This window comes from Qipengyuania pelagi (assembly GCF_009827295.1).
GTDB classification, from domain to species: Bacteria; Pseudomonadota; Alphaproteobacteria; order Sphingomonadales; family Sphingomonadaceae; genus Qipengyuania; species Qipengyuania pelagi.
Genome location: NZ_WTYD01000001.1, coordinates 1952882 through 1967500 on the forward strand (window position 1 = coordinate 1952882; position 14619 = coordinate 1967500).

Here is a 14619-nt window from a genome sequence, read left to right on the forward strand (position 1 = left end):
GGAGAGACCCCATGGCGACCCAGCCCGATATCGATCTGCACAGCGAGGCAGAGGCGTTCCGCACCGAGGTGCAGCAATTCCTCGCCGAAAATTTTCCCGCCGAACTCAAGGGCACGGGCAATGCGCTCTCCGCCATCGAAGGGCCGGACGAGGAAAGCGAAGCCGAGCGCCAATGGCGCGAAGCGATGGGCGCGCGCGGCTGGGGCGTGCCGACCTGGCCCAAGGAATATGGCGGCGGCGGCCTCACCCGCAAACAGGCGGCGATCCTGAACGAGGAACTGGCAAAGGCCGGGGCCTACAACCCGATCGGCGGCATGGGCGTGATGATGTTCGGCCCCACCCTGCTCGAATATGGCAGCGAGGAACAGAAGCACGAACACATCCCCCCGATCGCGCGCGGCGAGGTTCGCTGGTGCCAGGGCTATAGCGAACCCAATGCCGGGTCCGACCTCGCCAATCTTCAGACCACCGCGGAAGACAAGGGCGATCACTACCTCGTCAACGGCCAGAAGACCTGGACCAGCGGCGGGCAATGGGCGGACAAGTGTTTCTGCCTCGTCCGCACCGACCGCAGCGACAAGCACAAGGGCATCAGCTTCCTTTTGATCGACATGGATGCGCCGGGCGTGGAAGTCCGCCCGATCCAGATGATCAGCGGCATGAGCCCGTTCTGCGAGACGTTCTTCACCGATGTGAAGGTGCCCAAGGGCAATCTCGTGGGCGAGGAAGGCCAGGGCTGGACCATCGGCAAGCGCCTGCTCCAGCACGAACGCACCAATCTGTCTGGCGGCGGCAGCATGGCCCGGCTGATGGGCGCGAGCCTGTCCGACATCGCCAAGAAATATGTCGGCACCGACGAGACGGGCCAGCTAGCGGACAAGGTCCTGCGCGACCGGATCGCGGATTTCGACATCCGCTGGAACGCCTTCCTGCTGACCGCGCGGCGCGCGGGCGAGGAGAGCAAGGCGCAGGGCGGCGTGTCCGAAATCAGCTCGGTCCTGAAAAAGCTCGGCACCAAGCTCGGCCAGGAACGCGCCGAAATGCTGATCGAGATCATGGGGATGCAGGCGCTCGGCTGGGACGGCGAGGGTTTCACCGAGAACGAATTGTCCGGCACCCGCGCCTGGCTGTTCGGCAAGGCGACCACGATCTACGGCGGATCGACCGAAATTCAGAACAACATCATCGCCAAGCGCGTGCTCGGCATGCTGGACCATCAGTAAGGGAGCGCGATCATGGCTGTATTGAACGAAGAACAGGAAATGCTGCGCGACATGGCGCGCGACTGGGCCACCGAGAAAAGCCCGGTGACCGAATTTCGCAAGGTGCGCCGCGACGGCGCGCCCGAAGCCTACGATCCCGCCGCCTATGCGACGATGGCGGAAATGGGCTGGACCGGGGTCATCATCCCCGAAGACCACGGCGGGTCCGATTTCGGCTGGCTGTCTCTGGGGCTGGTCGTCGAGGAACTGGGCAAGACGCTGACGGCGAGCCCGCTGATCGCTTCCACCGTGGCCGCGTCCGCGATCCTGCTGGGCGGGAGCGAGGAGCAGAAGGCGAAATGGTTGCCGAAACTGGCGAGCGGTGAAAGCAAAGCCACGCTCGCGGTGGACGAAGGGCCGCGCCATGCGTCCCGCGGTTTCGAAACCAGCGTCGCGGATGGCCGCCTGTCGGGTACCAAATCCTTCGTCCACGAAGCTTTCGGCGCCGATCTCTTCGTAGTCGCGGCGAAGGGCGGCCTGTATCTGGTCGAAGCCGGTGACGGCGTCTCGCTCTCCGCGCGCAGCATGGTCGACAATCGCAACCATGCGGAAGTGGCCTTCGACGGCGCGGCGGCGGATCGGCTGGAAAATGGCGGCGACACGTTGCTCGACGACGTGCTCGACCGGGCGCGCGTGCTGACCGCCTGCGAGATGCTGGGCATGGCGCAGCAGGTGTTCGACAGCACGCTCGATTATCTCAAGCAGCGCGTGCAGTTCAATCAGGTGCTCGCCACATTCCAGGCCCTGCAACATCGCATGGCCGATCTGTTCGGCGATCTCGCCATGATGCGCTCGGCGGTCGAAGGCGGGCTTCAGGCGCTCGACAGCGGCTTCGGCGTCGCCCGCGCGGCCACCATCGCCAAGGCCGAAGCCAATCGCGTCCTCCACATGATGAGCCGCGAAGGCGTCCAGCTGCATGGCGGGATCGGGATGACCGACGAATACGATATCGGCTTCTATCTCAAGCGCGCCCGCATTCTCGAGGCGAGCTGGGGCGGCACCGCCATGCTGAAGGACCGCTTCGCGACCATCGGCGGCTATTGAGGCCAGCGGCTATCGAGGGACCGGCTGGCGAGCCTTCAGAACAGGCTCGCCAGATCCCGTTTCAGGATCTTCCCATTGGCGTTGCGCGGCAGCGTTTCGCTGGTGAAGACGATCCGCACCGGCACCTTGAAGCGGGCGAGGCGCGCCGCCACCCATTCGCGCAATTCGTCCTCGCTCGCGCTCATGCCGGGGCCGAGGTGGACCACCGCCGCCGGTTCCTCGCCGAGCTGTTTGTGGGGCAAGCCGATCAGGGCGGCATCGGTCACGGCGGGGTGATCGTAGAGGACGTTCTCGACCTCGGACGAATAGATGTTCTCGCCCCCGCGGATGATCATGTCCTTCGCCCGGTCGGCGATGTAGCACCAGCCCTCCTCGTCCAGCCAGGCGAGGTCGCCCGTCCTGACCCAGCCGTCGACAAAGGTTTCCGCGCTCGCCTCGGGCTTGCCCCAATAGCCCTTCACCACCATCGGCCCGCGCGCCCATAATTCACCGATCTCTCCGGGCGGCAATTCGGTGACACCGTCCTCGCCCGTGATCTTCAGGTCGGCGACGGCGACGGGCGGGCCGCAGCTTTCCGGGCGATTGAGATAATCCTCGCCCGAATGGCCGGTAACGGTCGCCATGGTCTCGGTCATGCCCCAGCCATTGCCCGGCAGCGCGCCGAATTCCTCGTATATGCGCCGCACCAGTTCGGGCGCGGCAGGCGCCCCGCCATATGCGACTGCTTCGATGCTCGACAGGTCGTATTTGGCACGTTCGGGATGTTCGATCAGCTGCCAGGCGATGGTCGGCACGCCCCCGGTCAGATTGACCTTTTCGCGCTCGATGATCCCGAACGCTTCGACCGGATCCCATTTATGCATGAAGATCAGCGTGTTGCCCGCCACGATCGAGCCCATCAGACCGGCCGAGCAGGCTGTGACGTGGAATAGGGGGATGACCGTCAGGCTGGTGCGGGGCGTCGGTTCGGGTAGGGATTCGCCCCGGCGCAGCACTGCGAAGGCCGCGTTATAGGCGCTCGACAGGATGTTGGTGCACAGATTGCGATGCGTGCCGAGCGCGCCTTTGGGCCGCCCCGTCGTGCCGCTGGTGTAGAAGATCGTGGCATCGTCGTCCGGGTCGATCTCGACCTCGGGCAAGGTATCCTGTTCGAGTGAGCCATAATCCCTGGTTTCGCCGATCACCGTTTCCAGCGCGTTCGTACCCGCCGGCATGGTGTCCGCCCGCGAGACGAAGACCGTTTCCAGCGCGGGACATTGCGACCGGAAGGGTGCGATCCGCTCCCACCTTTCCGCATCGCAGATCAGCAGTCTGGTGCCCGAATCTTGAAGGCCGTAGGCCAGCTCCTCACCCGTCCACCAGGCGTTGAGCGGCACGCAGATCGCGCCGATGGTGACCGCTGCGAAGAAGGCGACCGGCCATTCGGGCAGATTGCGCATCGCCAGCGCGACCCGGTCGCCCTTCCTCACCCCCTTCGCCCGCAATTCGTGCGCCAGCACCGCCACGGCGCGAAACCAGGCGTCGTAAGTGACCCGCTCGCCCTCATAGACCAGGAATTCCCTGTCTCCATGGGCCTTTCCGGCCATCGCGACGATCCTGAGATTGGCGGGCGCGTTCTTCCACACACGGGTCGGCACGCCCGCGATGACGATGTCCTCCATTTCGAAACGCCCACCCGGCGCGGTCAGCCGCTCGCGACATTCCGCGCGGCTCATGGCGGGCCAGTTCGGGGGCGGCGTCCACCCGATCGATCGCACCGAACTCGCCATGTCTCTCTCCACCTTGTGTCGCGCTGTCGCGATCGCTTGTGGTTCGCCCATTCCACACCGGAGCCTTCACCCGCAACTTTAATGATATCCCGACCCCGCCGCGCGCACTATGCGACAACACGCGTCCGGTTCAGGCCACGAGGTGTTCGAGCCAAGTTGCTGGCGCGGCAAAGCGGGCCTACGGCTCGGGCGCGGGAACAGGGAGAGTGCGCATGAAACTGGTCGATGCCGAAAGCCGGGGTTTCGATCCCAACCGCCTGAAGCGGATCGATGATTTCCTCGCCCGTCGCTATATCGATACGGGCAGGCTGCCCAACGCCCAGATCCTGATCGCGCGCGATGGCGACCCGGTCCACTTCGCGCAATTCGGCCAGTTGCGGGCGGACGGCACGCCAATCCGCGAGGATGCCCTGTTCCGCATCGCCAGCATGACCAAGCCGGTGACCTCGATCGCCTTCATGCAACTGGTCGAGGAATGCGAGGTCGCCTTGGACGATCCGGTTTCACGGGTCCTGCCGGAATTGGCGGACATCGGCGTCTATGCGGGCGGTGGAGGCAGCGTCCCCTTCGCGCCGGGGCAGCGGGCCGGGCCGATGCGGTTCGTCGACCTTCTCACCCATATGAGCGGACTCACATACGGCTTCCAGAACCGCACCAGCGTGGACGCCGCCTATCGTGATGCCCAGCTCGACATGCCGCGCTTCGACATGGGCTCCGACGAGTATATCGCGGCGCTGGCGAAGATTCCGCTGGAATTCGCACCCGGAGAGAGATGGAATTACTCGGTCTCGACCGATGTGCTCGGCGTGGCTGTCGAGCGGCTTTCGGGGATGACGCTCGGTGAGTATTTCGAGAGGCACATCTTCGCGCCTCTCGATATGAAGGACACCGGGTTCGACACCGCCATCGACCGTGCGGACCGGCTGGGCGATGCCTGGGGCTATGTGCCCGGTGGTAGCCCGCGCCTGGTCGACAGAGCGGAGAAGAGCCGGATGCTGAAACCGGCTCGCTTCCAATCGGGTGGCGGCGGGCTGGTCGGCACGATCGCGGATTATCATCGCTTCTGCACGATGCTGCTGAACCGGGGCGAGCTGGACGGAGCGCGGATCGTCGCGCCCAAGACGCTGGATCTGATGACGGCCAACCATCTGCCCGGAAATGCCGACCTGACCGAAGTCAGCCGCAGCGCCTTCAGCGAGGCCGCGAATGCAGGCACCGGGTTCGGCCTGGGCTTCGCGACGGTCATCGATCCGGCGCGCACACTGATCCCCGCGAGCCGGGGCGAATTCTACTGGGGCGGCGTCTATTCGACCGCCTTCTTCGTCGATCCGGTGGAGCGGATCACGATGGTGTTCATGACCCAGCTCTACCCCTCCTCCACCTATCCGATCAGGCGGCAGCTGAAGACGCTGATCTATTCCGCCCTCACCCAGAGCAATGCCTGACAGATAGATAACCGACCGGCATAGTTTCGCGCGTTCCGAAAGATTGGCTCGACGGATGCCCGTTTCTGCGGGACAAGGGAGGGCCGGGGAACGACCCGGCCGATAAAAGCGGCGCTTCCGAACGGTTTATCCGCTTCGGCAGAGATCGCGGGAAAGGGATGCAGGATATGGCGACACAGGCACCGGCGGCGACGCCAGAGGGGGGCCAGGCGGGGGGCCAAACGGGCGAAAATGTCAGTCCGCGCGCGCGGCAGGTGACGCTGTTCCTCCTCACCGCGACCTATTTCTTCAGCTATATGGACCGGCAGATCCTCGCCATCCTGCTGGAAGACATCAAGGCCGACCTCCTTCTGTCGGACACCCAGCTCGGGCTGTTGTCCGGCCTCGCCTTCGCGATCTTCTACGCCACGCTCGGCATCCCGGTGGCGGCGCTCGCCGACCGGATCAACCGCGTGAACATCATCTCGGTCGCGCTCGCTCTTTGGAGCGGAATGACCGCTATGTGCGGGTTGGCGCAGAACTTCACCCAATTGCTGCTCGCGCGGATCGGGGTGGGGGTCGGAGAAGCCGGGTCGAGCCCGCCCAGCCATTCCATCATCGCAGACCTCTACCCGGCCGAAAAGCGCGCTCTGGCGTTGTCGATCTATTCGCTCGGCGTCACGCTGGGCGCGGCGGCGGGGCAGATGTTCGGCGGCAATCTCACCTATTTCTTCGATTGGCGCACCGCCTTCATCGCCATCGGCCTGCCCGGCGTTGTGCTGGCCATCATCGTCAAGATCTTCGCCACCGAACCGATGCGCAAGGCCGAACCGGGCGCGGTCGAGGCGACCGAGACGCCCTCGATCCGCGAAGGCTTTCGCTCGATCTTCGCCGATCGCGCTGCGGTCTGGCTGGTCGCGGGAGTCACGCTGACCTCCATGATCGGCTATGCGCTCACCGGCTGGACGCCCGCCTATCTGATCCGCTCGTTCGGGCTGAACACGCTCCAGGTGGGTAATATCGTCGCCCCGCTGCTCGCCGTGGCCGGTGTGGCGAGCGGGCTGGGAAGCGGTTGGCTGGCGAACCGGCTGGCCGATCGTTACGGGATGCAGGCGCAGCCGCTGATGATCGCGGGCCTGAAGCTGCTCGCCCTCCCCTTCCTGCTCGTCTTCTATCTGGTCGAGGATGCCTGGGTGGCAGTCGGCGTGTATTTCATCGCCGTGCTGTTCCAGTCCTGCTATCTCGGCCCGACCTTCGCGATGATCCAGACGCTTGCGCCCCTGCGAATGAGAGCCGTCTGGGCGGCGGTCACTCTGCTGGTCATCAATCTGATCGGCCTGGGGATAGGGCCGACGCTGGTCGGGGTCATCTCCGACCTGTTCGAGCCGCGCTTCGGCGATCAATCGCTGCGCTATTCGCTCCTCGTCATCGCCGCGTTCACGCCGGTCGCGATCTTTTGCTACTGGCGCGCGAGCGTCGTGCTGCGGCGCCGGGCCGCCACGGCCTGACGCGATATGATGTCCGAAGCGACCGACGCAGCGCCGACCCTGCGCGATTTCGATACGGCGGGCTTCCTGCGCAATTACTGGCAGAAGCGTCCGCTGCTGATCCGCAAGGCGTTTGTGAACTGGTCCAACCCGCTCGAGCCGGATGAATTGGCGGGCCTCGCCTGCGAGCCGGAAGTGGAATCGCGGCTGGTGCGCCGGACTGCGCCCGGCCAGTGGGAATTGGAGAACGGGCCTCTCGATCCAAGCCGCTTCGGCGAACTCGGCGCCTCTCCATGGACCCTGCTCGTCCAGTCGGCCGATCACCATGTCGGCGAGGTCGCCGCCCTGATCGAGCCGTTCCGCTTCATTCCCGACTGGCGGATCGACGACGTGATGGTCAGCTATGCCAGCGACGGAGGCGGTGTCGGCCCGCATTTCGACCAGTACGACGTCTTCCTCGTGCAGGGTCTGGGCAGGCGGCGCTGGCGGATCGGGCCAAGCTGCGACGACACCGCTCCGCTCTTGCAGCATGACGATTTGCGCCTGCTCGCCGAATTCGAAACGGCCGACGAATGGGTGCTTGAGCCGGGCGACATCCTCTACGTGCCGCCTGGCGTCGCGCATGACGGAGAGGCGATCGGCGATAATTGCATGACCTATTCGGTCGGCTTCCGCGCCCCCTCGCGTGGCGATCTCGTTTCCGCCTTCGCCGACCACGTGCTGGATTCGCTCGGCGAGGACGACCGCTACACCGATCCCGAAGAGGCCGTCCCTGCCCAACCGGGCGAAATCTCCCACGACGCCCTCGCCCGCCTGCACGGCATGGTGACCGGCGCGCTGGCGGATCGCGACGCATTCGCGCGCTGGTTCGGCACCTATATCACCGAGCAAAAGGACGACCGGGTCGACTGGGCTCCCGAAGACACGATCACCGCCGAGGACCTGATGAGCGCGGGAGCTGGGTCTGTCATGCTCGAGCGCAACCCTGCGATCCGCTTTGCTTTCATCCTGCAAGGAGAGGATGAGGTCATGCTCTTCGTCGGCGGCGCGCGCTATGCCTGCCACGGCGCGGCGGCCGAAGTCGCGCAACGGATCTGCGCGCAGGCAAGCTTCGCGCTTGGCGACGAAACGCTGCGCGATCCGGGTGTTGAGGAGCTGATCGTCGATCTTATCAATCGCGGCTATCTCGCGCCCGATTGACGACGGGTCAGATACGCCGCCAAGCGCCCGGCGCGAGTCCGTCGAGCGTCCATTCTCCCACCGACCAGCGGACGAGTCGCAGGGTGGGATGGCCGACAGCGGCGGTCATTCGCCGGACCTGCCGATTGCGCCCTTCCCGGATCGACAGGCGCAGCCAGCTATCGGGCACGGTCTTGCGGACGCGGATCGGGGGATTGCGGGGCCAAAGGTCAGGATCGGCGATCCGCTCCACCTCGGCAGGCCGCGTCACCCCCTCCTTCAGCCGCACGCCGCGCCGCAGAGTATCGAGCGCCGCGCTGTCGGGCTCGCCCTCGACCTGCGCGAGATAGGTCTTCGTCAGCTTATAGCGCGGATCGGCGATGCGCGCCTGCATCCTGCCATCCTCGCACAGGACCATCAGCCCCTCGCTGTCGAAATCGAGCCGACCGGCAGGGTAGAAGCCCGGTGCCTCGATATAATCGGCCAGTGTCGGTCGTGGCTCGCCCTGCCGCTCGTCCGTGAATTGGGAGAGGACGCCATAGGGCTTGTTGAACAGGATGATCCCACTCATCGGGCGACGCTTTCGACGGCTGGCGGGCGCGGGATGCGCTTGCCCTTGCGGCGGCTGGTGAGATGGAACGCCCCGCAGCGGTCGCAGCGATAATGGCGCAGATCCGCCCGCGCCCCATGCGCCGCCGCCATGGCATCCGCCTCGCTTCCGAACCGCCGCTTGCGCGCACAGACGCTGAGCCGGGTGCGCATGGCGATCAGCCTTCCACCTTTTCGAGCTGTTCCTGCGCGTCGAGCCATTGGAGTTCCGCATCCTCCAGATCGGCGGCGATCCCCGCCCGCTCGCGCATGAGATCGGCGGGCGATGTGTCGGTCTGTCCGTCGGGATCGGCCAGCGCCGCATCGATCGCCGTCAACCGGTCCTGCAGGCGAGCGACCGCCTTTTCGGATGCTGTCACGCTGCTGCGGGCAAGCCGCACCGCTTCGCGATCCTTCGCGGACGTGCGCTTGGACTTTTTCGCCTTGCCGCCGCCATTCTCCTTCGGCTGGTTCCGCCCGAGCACGAAGTCGATGTAATCCTCGATGCTGCCGGAATAATCCTGCGCCGTTCCGTCATCCACCAGCACCAGGCGATCGGCAGTCAGCTCGACCATGTGGCGATCGTGGCTGATGAGGATGACGGCCCCGTCATAGGCGTTGAGAGCCTGGACCAGAGCCTCGCGCGCATCGACATCGAGGTGGTTGGTTGGCTCGTCGAGGATGAGGAGATGCGGCGCATCGCGGGTGATCAGCGCCAGCGCCAGGCGCGCCCGCTCGCCGCCCGACAAAGTCCCGATCCGCGCGTTGGCCCGATGGCCGGAAAATCCGAACCGCCCCAATTGCGCGCGCACCGCACCGGGCGAGGCGCCCTCCATCGCCCGCGTCATATGATCGAGCGGCGTACCGTCGCGCGACAATTCCTCGACCTGATACTGCGTGAAATACCCCACCCGCATCTTGCGTGCGGCATGCATCTCGCCCTCCATCGGCGCGAGCTGGGCAGCGAGAAGGCGCGCGAGCGTGGTCTTCCCGTTCCCGTTGCGCCCCAGGAGCGCGATCCGGTCATCGGGATCGATGCGAAGGTTGAGCCGTCGCAGGATTGGCTCCTCGCCATAACCGACCGCAGCCAGGTCCAGCGTGATCAGAGGCGGCTTCATTTCGTCGGGACTGGGGAAATCGAAGCTCAGGCTCGGATCTTCCATCAGTGCGGCGATCGGCTGCATCTTGGCCAGCATCTTAGCGCGGGACTGGGCCTGTTTGGCGGTGGAGGCGCGGGCGCTGTTGCGCGCGACATAGTCCTCGAGCCGCGCCCGCTGCGCATCCTGTGCTGCCTTGGCTGCCGCCAGCTGCGCGGCGCGCTCGGCGCGCTGTTTCTCGAACGCGTCGTACGCGCCGGGATAGAGCGTCAGCTTGCCGTCCTGAAGATGCAGGATCGCGGTGACGACATTGTTGAGAAGATCGCGTTCGTGGCTGATGACCACCAGCGTGCCCTGATAGGATTTGAGAAAACTCTCCAGCCACAGCGTCGCTTCGAGATCGAGGTGGTTCGAGGGTTCGTCGAGCAGCAGGATCTCGGGATTGGACAAGAGCAGCGCGCCGAGCGCCACGCGCATCTTCCATCCGCCCGAAAACGTGTCGAGCGGCTGCGCCTGCATCGTCTCGTCGAAACCGAGGCCGGTCAGGATGATCGCCGCGCGCGAGGGGGCGGCATAGGCGTCGATCGCGAGAAGCCGCTCATGGACGTCGCCGAGGCGCTCCATATCGGTGCAGGTCTCGGCTTCCTCGAGCAATTGCGCACGCTCGGCATCGCCCGCGAGGACCGCTTCGAACGGGGTGGTCGGACCGCTCGGCGCTTCCTGCGCCACATAACCGACGCGTGCCCGGCGCGGCATCTCGATCGCGCCGTTATCAGGCTCGAGTTCGCCGATCAGCGCCTTCATCAGCGTAGATTTGCCCGCGCCGTTGCGGCCGATCAGCCCGACCCGCGCGCCGAGCGGGATCGCTACGGAGGCGTCCTCGAGGATAGGGCGGCCGCCCAGACGAATGGTAAGATTGTCGATGGTGATCATTGTCGCGCGGCATCTAGCATGGGGTGATGGAAGGCCCAAACCTTTGCGCGCGCGGGATAGCGCGGCTTAGCGCGCAGTGAGTCGGGCGCTGGTATTGGGGCGTCTACGTTGCGTGGGAACGCAAAAAACCCCGCTGCCAGGTAGGCAACAGGGGCAAAGATATCCCGATTATGATGGTTGCGGGGGTTGGATTTGAACCAACGACCTTCAGGTTATGAGCCTGACGAGCTACCGGACTGCTCCACCCCGCGGCACCGTATCCGTCCCGCCGCCAAGGGCAGAGACGAAAAAGCCGCCGCTCGGACGATGCCGGCAGCGGCTTTTGAAACTGTGAATGGGTTATTCCCGTAACCACCTGCTGTAATGCCTCGCGGCGACCTACTCTCCCAGTGCTTAGGCACTAGTACCATCGGCGCTGCCTGGTTTCACGGCCGAGTTCGAGATGGGATCGGGTGGGTCACAGGCGCTAGGACCACGAAGCAATAAAGCAGGTGGTTGCGGGTTTTAAATCGATGTTTGTTGGTCGTTCTGGGCGATTATCGTGCTGGGAGTTCCTCCTCACCGCAGACAATCCAACAGGACTGTCGTTGATGGTGGGATCCTACAAGCGCGAAAAGAACTATTAGGACCGGTTAGCTCCACACATTACTGCGCTTCCACACCCGGCCTATCAACGTCATGGTCTATGACGGTTCGATGATTGCTTATCTTAAGGGAGGCTTCCCGCTTAGATGCTTTCAGCGGTTATCCCGTCCGTACATAGCTACCCTGCGGCACCCTTGGCAGGATGACAGGTACACCAGAGGTACGTTCACCCCGGTCCTCTCGTACTAGGGGCAACTCCTTTCAACAATCGACGCCCACGGCAGATAGGGACCAAACTGTCTCGCGACGTTCTGAACCCAGCTCACGTACCACTTTAATTGGCGAACAGCCAAACCCTTGGGACCTGCTCCAGCCCCAGGATGTGATGAGCCGACATCGAGGTGCCAAACGATTCCGTCGATATGAGCTCTTGGGAATCATCAGCCTGTTATCCCCGGCGTACCTTTTATCCGTTGAGCGATGGCCCTTCCACGAGGGACCACCGGATCACTATGACCGACTTTCGTCTCTGCTCGACCTGTCGGTCTCGCAGTCAGGCAGGCTTATGCCATTGCACTCTCGCAGCCGGTTTCCAACCGGCCTGAGCCTACCATCGCGCGCCTCCGTTACTCTTTAGGAGGCGACCGCCCCAGTCAAACTACCCGCCACAGAGGGTCCCACTACCGGATAACGGTAGTTGGTTAGACATCAGAAAACAGCAGGGTGGTATTTCACCTATGGCTCCACTCGGACTGGCGCCCAAGTTTCAAAGCCTCCCACCTATGCTACACAACTCTTTCCTAATGCCACTCTGAAGCTGCAGTAAAGGTGCACGGGGTCTTTCCGTCTAACCGCGGGTACTCCGCATCTTCACGGAGAATTCAATTTCGCTGAGCATATCCTGGAGACAGTGGGGAAGTCGTTACGCCATTCGTGCAGGTCGGAACTTACCCGACAAGGAATTTCGCTACCTTAGGACCGTTATAGTTACGGCCGCCGTTTACTCGGGCTTCAATTCGGAGCTTGCACTCCTCCTCTTAACCTTCGAGCACCGGGCAGGCGTCAGACCCTATACGTCGTCTTGAAGCCGACTTAGCAGAGTCCTGTGTTTTTGATAAACAGTCGCTACCCCCTGGCCTGTGCCCCCCACCAGTGCTTGCGCATAGATGGGGCCTCCTTCTTCCGAAGGTACGGAGGCAATTTGCCGAGTTCCTTCAGGATACTTCTCTCAAGCGCCTTGGTATACTCTACCTGACCACCTGTGTCGGTTTCGGGTACGGTCTATACGGAGAGGCTATTTCCTGGAACCGCTTGGCTGCATGTTCAATCCAATAAGGACACACAACTTCCACGATCCGTCACACATCTCCAGGCCCACGAATATTAACGTGGTTCCCATCGACTACCCCCTTCGGGCTCGTCTTAGGGGCCGGCTCACCCTGCGCCGATTAGCGTTGCGCAGGAACCCTTGGTCTTTCGGCGAGAGGGCATCTCACCCTCTTTGTCGCTACTCATGTCAGCATTCGCACTTCCGATACGTCCAGCGTCGGTTACCCTTCGCCTTCACTCGCTTACGGAACGCTCCGCTACCGCTCAGAATAAATTCTGAACCCTAAGCTTCGGTGCATATCTTTAGCCCCGTTACATCTTCGCCGCAGGAACCCTTATTTAGACCAGTGAGCTGTTACGCTTTCTTTAAAGGATGGCTGCTTCTAAGCCAACCTCCTGGTTGTTTTGGGATTCCCACATGCTTTCCCACTTAGATATGACTTGGGGACCTTAGCTGTAGGTTAGGGCTGTTTCCCTTTTGACGACGGACCTTAGCACCCGCCGTCTGTCTGCCAGACAAGACTCGATGGTATTCGGAGTTTGGTTAGGTTTGGTACCGCTCGCGCAGCCCTAGCCCATCCAGTGCTCTACCCCCATCGGCATACATCTGACGCTCTACCTCAATAGATTTCGCGGAGAACCAGCTATTTCCCGGCTTGATTGGCCTTTCACCCCTAAACACAGCTCATCCGAGAATTTTTCAACATTCACCGGTTCGGTCCTCCAGTGCGTGTTACCGCACCTTCAACCTGGCCATGCCTAGATCGCCGGGGTTCGGGTCTAATCCATCATACTCAGTCGCCCTATTCAGACTCGCTTTCGCTGCGCCTACACCTAACGGCTTAAGCTTGCATGGTAGATTAAGTCACTGACCCATTATGCAAGAGGTACGCTGTCACTCCCTATGGAGCTCCAACTGCTTGTAAGCATTCGGTTTCAGGTACTGTTTCACTCCCCTAATCGGGGTGCTTTTCACCTTTCCCTCACGGTACTGTGTTCGCTATCGGTCATGTGCGAGTATTTAGGCTTGGAGGGTGGTCCCCCCATGTTCAGACAGGATTTCACGTGTCCCGCCCTACTCGAGTCTTCTTCGATCGTTTTCACCTACGGGGCTGTCACCCGCTATGGCCACTCTTTCCAAAGTGTTCGGTTAACTGACGAAGAAGCACTGGCCTGGTCCCGGTTCGCTCGCCACTACTACGGGAATCTCTGTTGATGTCTTTTCCTCCGGGTACTGAGATGTTTCAGTTCCCCGGGTTCGCTTCACCAAACCTATATATTCAGTTCGGTGATACCTTATCCACCTCGCCCGCCATCCCCGAAAGGATGATGGAAGAAATGGTGAAGGTGGGTTTCCCCATTCGGAAATCGCCGGATCAAAGTTTGCTCACAACTCCCCGACGCTTATCGCAGCGTGCCACGTCCTTCATCGCCTGCACATGCCAAGGCATCCACCAAATGCTCTTACCTCACGCTTGAGAATCCACACCATCAACGACAGCCCTGCATAAAGACTGCGCTGTAATAGGTGCGGAGGAATTATCTCAGCCAGATAATCGTTTGATTGATCTTGATTGTGATGCATCGATCGTACGACCAGCCGAAGCTGTCCGATACAATCCATGCGCCACGGCATCGATTTAAAAACCCATTCACAATGTCAAAGACGCGAGCGGCAGATCCGCCCGCTACCGGTAAAGACCGGATAGCTTTTCGTTTCATCCTGGAGAATTCGTCATGCTGCTTTCGCAGTATCATGGCTGGTGGAGCCTATCGGGATCGAACCGATGACCCCCTGCTTGCAAAGCAGGTGCTCTCCCAGCTGAGCTAAGGCCCCTAACCATGAAATGGTAGGTCCGAGTGGATTTGAACCACCGACCTCACCCTTATCAGGGGTGCGCTCTAACCAACTGAGCTACGGA

9 protein-coding genes, 3 tRNA genes and 2 rRNA genes (1 of these 14 running past the window's edge) are annotated in these 14619 nt (G+C 62.6%); 5 read left to right on the top strand and 9 right to left on the bottom strand.

Annotated features, from left to right (window positions below; translation table 11 throughout):
* Positions 1–11: 11 nt before the first annotated feature.
* Both GRI47_RS09600 and GRI47_RS09605 read left to right on the top strand, forming a co-directional pair.
* Positions 12–1223, top strand: coding sequence for an acyl-CoA dehydrogenase family protein (locus GRI47_RS09600; protein ID WP_160661021.1), 1212 nt, complete (start codon positions 12–14; stop codon positions 1221–1223).
* 12 nt (positions 1224–1235) lie between these two features.
* Positions 1236–2306, top strand: a complete 1071-nt coding sequence (locus GRI47_RS09605; RefSeq protein ID WP_160661022.1) for an acyl-CoA dehydrogenase family protein — start codon at positions 1236–1238, stop codon at positions 2304–2306.
* Between the two features lie 35 nt (positions 2307–2341).
* Here the strand turns inward: GRI47_RS09605 and GRI47_RS09610 are convergent, their stop codons facing one another.
* On the bottom strand, positions 2342–4075 hold the full coding sequence (locus GRI47_RS09610) for a class I adenylate-forming enzyme family protein (protein ID WP_160661023.1): 1734 nt from the start codon (positions 4073–4075) through the stop codon (positions 2342–2344).
* A gap of 212 nt (positions 4076–4287) precedes the next feature.
* Here GRI47_RS09610 and GRI47_RS09615 point away from each other — a divergent pair, with 212 nt between their 5' ends.
* The 3 genes from GRI47_RS09615 to GRI47_RS09625 all read left to right on the top strand — a co-directional run bounded on the left by GRI47_RS09615 (position 4288) and on the right by GRI47_RS09625 (position 8186).
* Positions 4288–5520, top strand: a complete 1233-nt coding sequence (locus GRI47_RS09615) for a serine hydrolase domain-containing protein (RefSeq protein ID WP_160661024.1) — start codon at positions 4288–4290, stop codon at positions 5518–5520.
* Between the two features lie 167 nt (positions 5521–5687).
* On the top strand, positions 5688–7007 hold the full coding sequence (locus GRI47_RS09620; protein ID WP_160661025.1) for a spinster family MFS transporter: 1320 nt from the start codon (positions 5688–5690) through the stop codon (positions 7005–7007).
* Between the two features lie 6 nt (positions 7008–7013).
* A complete protein-coding gene (locus GRI47_RS09625) occupies positions 7014–8186 on the top strand; it encodes a cupin domain-containing protein (protein ID WP_160661026.1) in 1173 nt (390 codons plus the stop codon).
* A 7-nt stretch (positions 8187–8193) separates the two neighbouring features.
* Here the strand turns inward: GRI47_RS09625 and GRI47_RS09630 are convergent, their stop codons facing one another.
* The 8 genes from GRI47_RS09630 to GRI47_RS09665 form a co-directional block, all read right to left on the bottom strand.
* Entirely contained in the window at positions 8194–8736 is a 543-nt protein-coding gene (locus GRI47_RS09630; protein ID WP_160661027.1) for a pseudouridine synthase, read from the bottom strand.
* Positions 8733–8927, bottom strand: a complete 195-nt coding sequence (locus tag GRI47_RS09635; RefSeq protein ID WP_160661028.1) for a hypothetical protein — start codon at positions 8925–8927, stop codon at positions 8733–8735. The genes GRI47_RS09630 and GRI47_RS09635 overlap by 4 nt, the downstream gene beginning before the upstream one ends.
* Positions 8928–8932: 5 nt before the next feature.
* The gene (locus GRI47_RS09640) at positions 8933–10783 is read right to left on the bottom strand and encodes an ABC-F family ATP-binding cassette domain-containing protein (RefSeq protein ID WP_160661029.1); all 1851 of its coding nucleotides are present in this window, start codon (positions 10781–10783) and stop codon (positions 8933–8935) included.
* Positions 10784–10957: 174 nt separating this feature from the next.
* Positions 10958–11034 (bottom strand) — tRNA-Met (locus GRI47_RS09645).
* 114 nt (positions 11035–11148) lie between these two features.
* Positions 11149–11263: ribosomal RNA gene (gene rrf / locus GRI47_RS09650) — 5S ribosomal RNA — on the bottom strand.
* 122 nt (positions 11264–11385) lie between these two features.
* A 23S ribosomal RNA gene (locus tag GRI47_RS09655) occupies positions 11386–14175 on the bottom strand.
* Between the two features lie 283 nt (positions 14176–14458).
* Positions 14459–14534 (bottom strand) — tRNA-Ala (locus GRI47_RS09660).
* Positions 14535–14545: 11 nt separating this feature from the next.
* A tRNA-Ile gene (locus GRI47_RS09665) sits at positions 14546–14619 on the bottom strand (it continues 3 nt past the right edge of the window).